Genomic DNA, 6,502 nt, shown 5'->3' with positions numbered 1-6,502 from the left:
GAAAAGGCCTTCCGCCTGCTCAACGTCAGCCCCGTCGCCTGTACCCAGTAATCGACTCGCTCGCGCGCACATAACCGTGCGAAATCAAAGCATTAGCGCGCCACGAGCTCAAAGTTCGGGCTAGTGTCGCGGCGGCGCGGGCGACCCAGCAACAATCGCATGCCTGCGGACCGCGAATCTGTAGCCCTTGGCCTGATCCGGGAACACTACGCCGACTTCGGCCCAACGCTGGCGGCCGAGAAGCTGCACGAGCGCCATGGACTGACCTTGTCCAAAGAAACGATCCGCCGACTGATGACGGCAGCCGGCCTGTGGGTGCCGCGCAAACAGCGGCCGCCCAAGGTCTACCAGCCTCGTAACCGGCGCGCCTGCTATGGCGAACTGATTCAGATTGATGGCAGCGATCACCGCTGGTTTGAGGAGCGCGCGCCAGCCTGCACGCTGCTGGTGTACGTCGACGACGCCACCAGCCGGATCATGGAACTGCGCTTCACTCATTCGGAATCCACGTTCACGTATTTCGCGGCGACCCGTGCCTATCTGGAGCGCCATGGCAAGCCGGTGGCGTTTTACAGTGACAAGGCCAGCGTTTTCCGGGTCAACAAGCAAGGGGCAACCGGCGGGGATGGCCACACGCAGTTTGCCCGGGCGTTGTTTGAGCTGAACATCGAAGGCATCTGCGCCAATAGCAGCCAGGCCAAGGGGCGCGTCGAACGAACCCACCTGACCCTGCAGGACCGCCTGGTCAAGGAACTGCGCCTGCGCAATATCAGCACCATGGAGGCCGCCAATGCCTTCATGGCTGAGTTCATCGCCGACTACAACGCGCGCTTTGCCAAGTTGCCGCGCAACAACCACAACGCCCATCGGTCGCTGCGACCGGATGAGAACCTGGATCTGATCTTCGCGTGGCGCGAGCCGCGATGCGTGTCCAAGAGCCTGACGATCCAGTACGACAAGATGCTCTACCTGCTGACCGACACCCCGGAACATCGGAAGCTGGCCGGTCACTACATCGATGTCTATCACTACCCGGATGGCAGGATCGAGCCTCGGGCCAATGGCACTGCCCTACCCTACACCATCTACGACAAGCTGTCGGAAGTCGACCAAGGCGCGATCGTGGACAACAAGCGCCTGGGGCATGTGCTGCAGCTGGCCCAATACGTTCAGGAAAAGCGCGACAACACGCGGTCCCTCTCTGTGCCTGGCACGGAGGGAGCTCCCCGCAAGCGAGGACGACCGCCCGGGAAGAAGTCGCAGCGGTCGCTGGATCAGAACGATATGTTGGAATCGCTAAAACGCTTACAGCAGCAGCCATGGCCGCTTAACGGCACCGAGAGCTGATTTCACTTTGCTCCTGGGAACTCAAATCCGCCCCGCTGACATGACAGCTTCACCCTGAGCCGAACTCAATCGTGTCAGGCCAGCACCACCGCCCTACGGGGAACCCCAAAAAACTGAACAAACAAGACGAAAAGTCACCGGACAACCGGACATTTCAACTTTGCTGGAGACCGGACATTACAACTTTGCCTGGACACTGGACGTAAGGGCCAAACCAGAATGTCCGCTTCCAGCCAGATCAGAATGTCCTCCAAACAGACCTATACTGGTAGCCCCAGTTAGCACTGGAGCGCGCCATGAAGGATCGAGGCCTGATCACGATGAGCCTGCGCGAAGTTGATCGTTTCAAGGTCATTCAAGCCACAGCCGAGGGCCTGCTGGCACAGACGCTTGCCGCGGAGCGACTGGGGATCACGACGCGGCAAGTCCGACGCTTAGTCCAGCGCTGGCTTGCGGATGGGCCGATGGGACTGCTGTCACGCCAGCGTGGACAGCCCGGTCATCGGCAATTGCCACGAGTCGTGGAAGCCCGGGTGCGCGAACTGATTCGCGATGCCTATGCGGACTTCGGCCCGGCCCTGGCCTGCGAGAAGCTGCGCGAGCGCCATGGTATCGATCTGGCCAAGGAAACGGTGCGGCGGATCATGATCGACGCCGGCTTCTGGGTGCCTAGGAAACTGCGCCCGCCCAAAGTGCACCAGCCACGGCCCTGCCAGCCCGTCCGCGTCTGAATGCGGGGGACCCGCCATCGCCTGCGACAGACGCCGCCGCGCAGGCTGCCGGCGCACCGTGGACTTTCTCGGCAACAGGCTACTGGAACATGCCACGCGAGAACGGCGACTACCTCAGCAGTATCTTCATTGCCGACGAAGCGGGTGCCAAACCGGTCGCCCGCGCGTCAGTTCGCCACCGAGGGATCCGGCAGCGCTCCAGAGTCCGTCGTGCTGTGAAGAGACTTTCCCGTCAGAATGCGGTCGGCGACAGATCCAAGCCGCCGCTCGAATCGATCGAAATGCGATAACGGATCGTCGAGGCTGGATTGAGTTTTACCTCCCTCTCCTTCAACCCACCGAGACACATTGCCGAAGTCTGAGCGCCAAGAATGATCGTCCCCGGCTTGGCGTAGAACCGAGCTACTTCACCCGATCTGAGTCGCGCCACTTCCTTCCCTTCAACTGATAGGACTGTATCGCAAGCGCTGCCGTAAAACCCCTGATCTCGGGTCACGACTAACGTCGTAAACTCGCCGGGCGGCGGGCTTTGCAAGCCGCTAAGTCTCTCTGAAGGTACCGGCGTCGCCTCACTCGCCGGTATGGGCGTGGTCGAGCATGCGGAGGCCAGCATTGTCACCACGCAGACAGAAAGGATTTTTCTTGGGATTAACACGTAGCTCTCCAGAATGCTCCACCGCATTGAGTGTAGGAACAAAGCGATGGTTGCGGGTCGGTTTTCCGTATTTCCATGAAAATCCGGTTACCCGGCCGTCGTATCTGCGCCACGAATGGCAGGCCTCTCCCCGCGGCGCGTCGTCGCCCGGATGTTAGGTCCGGTGCTGTGTGCCAGTCCCGACTCGCTAGCCGCGCACGGCACGCCGCACGATCCGTGCTGGCCGGCTGGCCGCAGTTGTTGGCGCCGTGGCGGTGGCCAGATTTGCCGGTGGCGCTGTATTCGTTCCCCCGGCATCTGGCGTCTCGAGTGCGCGTGATCGTGGATTGGGCGGCGGGCTTTTCGGGGAGCGGTTTAAGCCATTAGCGGGGCGCGACATGAGGCCGACAGCCGTGTTCAACCGCGGCCGACTTCGTTCGTGAGCGGCTTGCCGCTTTCGAACTCCGTCACGCTGCGCAAGGTTGTTTCGCAAATGGTCGTCACGGCCTCGCGCGTGAGGAAGGCTTGGTGCCCGGTCACGATCACGTTAGGAAAGGTGATTAGCTGCTGCAGCACGGAGTCGTCGACGATGGTGCCGGACAGGTCGCGGAAGAACAGGTCCGCCTCCTGCTCGTACACGTCGATCGCCAGCCCGCCGAGTTGCCCGCTCCTGAGCGCTTCGATGACTGCTTCCGTGTCGATCAGCCCGCCGCGGCTAGTGTTGATGAGCAAGGCTCCCGGCTTGGCGCGCGACAGCGTTTCGGCGTTGATGATGTGATGGGTCTCGGGCGTGAGCGGGCAGTGCAGCGAGATGCAGTCCGCGCTTGCGCCGATTTCTCCCTCGTCCGCGTAGCGTCCACCTAGGGCCTCGAATTCCGGGGACGGGTACTTGTCGTAGCCGATCACGTTGCAACCGAACCCGACCATGATTTTCGCAAACACGCGCCCGATCTTGCCGGTGCCGATCACGGCCACGGTCTTGCCGCACAGGTCAAAGCCCATCAGGCCTTCGAGCGAGAAATTGAAGTCCCGCGTGCGATTGTAGGCCCGGTGGATCTTGCGGTTGACCGCCATCAGCAGGGCCGCCGCGTGCTCGGCGACCGAGTTGGGCGAGTAGTCGACAACGCGCACTACCTTGATCCCGAGCGCCTGCGCGGCTTTCAGGTCGACGTTGTTGAACCCCGTGCAGCGCAGCGCGACCAGCTTGGTGCCGCCGCGTCCGAGCGCTTCCAGCACGGTCGCATCGGCCCGGTCATTGACGAAGATGCACACTGCGCCGTGGCCCTCGGCGAGGCCCACCGTCTCACTGTCCAAGGGAACTTCGAAGTACTTGAGCTGATGGCCTTCGGCCGCATTCGCGGCATCGAGATGCTGACGATCGTAGGACTTTGCGCTGAAGACGGCGATTTCCATGATGTGTCTCCGCGGCGAATCGCATGGCGCGCTTCGCCCAGGTTGCCCTGCACTATCCGCCAGCCAGTGTGGCGGCGATCTGTACGAACAGGATTTTCACGATGGTCATTGACGGGAAGATCATCGCGTAGCCGAGGTCGGGCCGGTCGGTGGGCGCGACGCGGTTGGCAAAGGCAAGGATGGCGGGATTGCCGGTCGCGCCGCAGATCACGCCCACCGCCAGGTCGAACGGCAGCCTGAAGACCCAGAGGCAGAAAATCGCAGTAATCAGCAGCAGGGCAAGCAGAGTCACCACGCCATAGATCAGGAAGGACACCCCGGTCACGCCGATGGTGGCGAAGAACTTCGGCCCGGATGCAATGCCCACCTGTGCGAGGAAGATGGTCAGCCCGAAGTTGCGCAGGACCAGGTTGGCCGACAGCGGCATGGTCCAGACGAACGGTCCGAGACGGCGCACCCGGCCGAGCACGAGGGCGACCAGCAGCAGCGCCGCTAGCCCCAGCGCCAGCGTGCCGACGCCGGGAATCGGCACCGGGATCAGCCCCACCAGCAGCCCGAGGGCCGCGCCGATGCCGATCGAGATAAAGCTCAGCTCGGCGGTGCCCTTGATGGAGTCGCCGAACAGCGCGCGAATCGGCTTCATGTGGGCGCGATTGACCAGCAGGCCGACGCGGTCACCGAACTCGAGGGTGAGGTCATCGCGGGGCATCAGGTCCGCATCGCCGCGCCGCACATGGGCGATCGAGCAGACCATGCCTTCGGGAAAACGGATATCGCGCAGCGTGTGCCCGACCACGAGCCGGCTTGAGGCGAACACGCGCATATAGTCCAGGTCTTCGCGATGGCTTGTCATGCGGCCCGGCTGCAGTTCCCCGCACAGCGAGGTGGCTTCACGCAGCACGGCCGGGTCGGTGGCGGTCGCGAGCAGCACGTCGTTGGCCTGCAGGACCAGGTCGTCGGCGGACGGGTGGTTGTGGTGGGCGCGACGCACGGCGGCAATCGCCACCCCGTCCGGTAGGCGCGCTACCACCTCCGACAGCCGCGCGCCGATAAACGCCGGGTTTGTCAGCGCAATCTCGGCGGTCTCGATCAGCTTTGGTGGCGGCCGCACGATATTCGGCTTGAGCAGCGCGGTGAGGGCATACAGAAACAGGATCGGCCCTGCCACGCCGACCGGGTACGCGACGCTGTAGCCCACCGCGGCGCCGTCGCTCTTCATCGCCGCCATCGCGGCCTGCAGGCTTGCCGTGCTGGTGCCCGCGCCGGCGAACATGCCTAGCGACTCGTCGAGCTTCACGCCGACCAGCGGCACCAACGCAACCGCGACCAGTCCGGAGCCAACCACGCCAAGGACCGCGGCGGCGTTGGCCTTGATGCCATCGGGGCTGGTCAGACCCTTAAAAAACTGCTCCCCGTACTGGATCCCAATGCCATAGAGAAAGAGCAGCAGCCCTAGGGTGCCAAGGATGGCAGGCGGCGCGGACTTCGGCGCGAACCCGCCGATCGCCAGCCCCACGAACAGCACCGCACCCGAACCGAGCGACACGCCCTTGATATTGATCTCGCCGATGACATAGCCCAGTGCAACCGTGAGGAACAGCGTGAGCAGCGGCTGGGTTTCGAGCAATGTCCGGACTGCATCCATGGCAGCTCCTTTCTGATGGGCAGGAGCAAGGGGGCAGCGATAAGCAACTGCGCAGGGTCACGCGCGCACTGCGCGGACGAGGTTGACAGCCCTTGTTCCGGGCATGCGTTATCGAGTGCGGCTTGTATGAATCCGATCATCGTGACAGGCACCGGCCGGCACGGCGGCAACCACCGGAATGCCCCTCGAAAATATACGATGCGCCGCACGAATTCAAGAATCGAAGCGGCGCGGCAGCGGGGCTACCAAACTTCCCAACTCTGCCAAACCTGCAATCGGCCCTCCGTCAGCCTGCGGCGGGACGCGCGAGCGGGTCGCTTCGGGCACCGCCGGGCTGACCGGCAGCATCATCCCGATCCGCATCGCGTGGGGTCCCACCTGCGCGAACAAGCGACCGCCGTGCTGGTGGCGGTCCCTTGACGATGGCCAGCCCCAGCCCGAGGTTCTGCCGGGCTGTCGCTGCGCGCCCCGTCGGCACGGTAGAAGCGGTCAAACAGGCGGTTGGCACCTCTAAACACAAATCTTCTGCCAAGCCCTATCTCCACCTTACGGCAGCGCCGGCCTCACTTTCGCCCACATGCTGCGGCCAACCGCGCGCTAACCAATCGAGCCTAGGAGGCTGCGCGGCAGAAGCCAAATCGGCGAAAGATCGAGGACAATACGGGCATGGCTGCCAGTTACCTTCCTTATCAACCCCACCAATCCTATCTGCTGCCCCCTTCTCTGGAAGAG

Annotated in this window: 4 protein-coding genes and 1 pseudogene; 2 read left to right on the top strand and 3 right to left on the bottom strand. The window is 63.3% G+C overall.

Annotated features, from left to right (window positions below; genetic code table 11):
- Positions 1-117 precede the first annotated feature (117 nt).
- A pseudogene (locus DN412_RS41890) lies at positions 118-1,347 on the top strand (ISNCY family transposase); the annotation flags it as partial.
- Positions 1,348-1,643: 296 nt separating this feature from the next.
- Positions 1,644-2,078 (top strand): helix-turn-helix domain-containing protein, encoded by a 435-nt coding sequence (locus DN412_RS41885; protein WP_341868111.1) that lies wholly within the window; start codon positions 1,644-1,646, stop codon positions 2,076-2,078.
- A gap of 232 nt (positions 2,079-2,310) precedes the next feature.
- Here the strand turns inward: DN412_RS41885 and DN412_RS41875 are convergent, their stop codons facing one another.
- The 3 genes from DN412_RS41875 to DN412_RS41865 form a co-directional block, all read right to left on the bottom strand.
- Entirely contained in the window at positions 2,311-2,733 is a 423-nt protein-coding gene (locus tag DN412_RS41875) for a hypothetical protein (RefSeq protein ID WP_208647764.1), read from the bottom strand.
- Between the two features lie 396 nt (positions 2,734-3,129).
- Positions 3,130-4,125: a 2-hydroxyacid dehydrogenase gene (locus tag DN412_RS41870; RefSeq protein WP_115216857.1), complete on the bottom strand. Its 996-nt coding sequence runs from the start codon at positions 4,123-4,125 to the stop codon at positions 3,130-3,132.
- A 52-nt stretch (positions 4,126-4,177) separates the two neighbouring features.
- Entirely contained in the window at positions 4,178-5,770 is a 1,593-nt protein-coding gene (locus DN412_RS41865; RefSeq protein WP_115216856.1) for an aspartate:alanine exchanger family transporter, read from the bottom strand.
- Positions 5,771-6,502 lie beyond the last annotated feature (732 nt).

It is taken from the genome of Cupriavidus lacunae, assembly GCF_003353055.1.
Lineage (GTDB): Bacteria > Pseudomonadota > Gammaproteobacteria > Burkholderiales > Burkholderiaceae > Cupriavidus > Cupriavidus lacunae.
The sequence above is the reverse complement of the archived record's forward strand: the minus strand, read 5'-3'. Positions and strand labels throughout refer to the sequence as shown.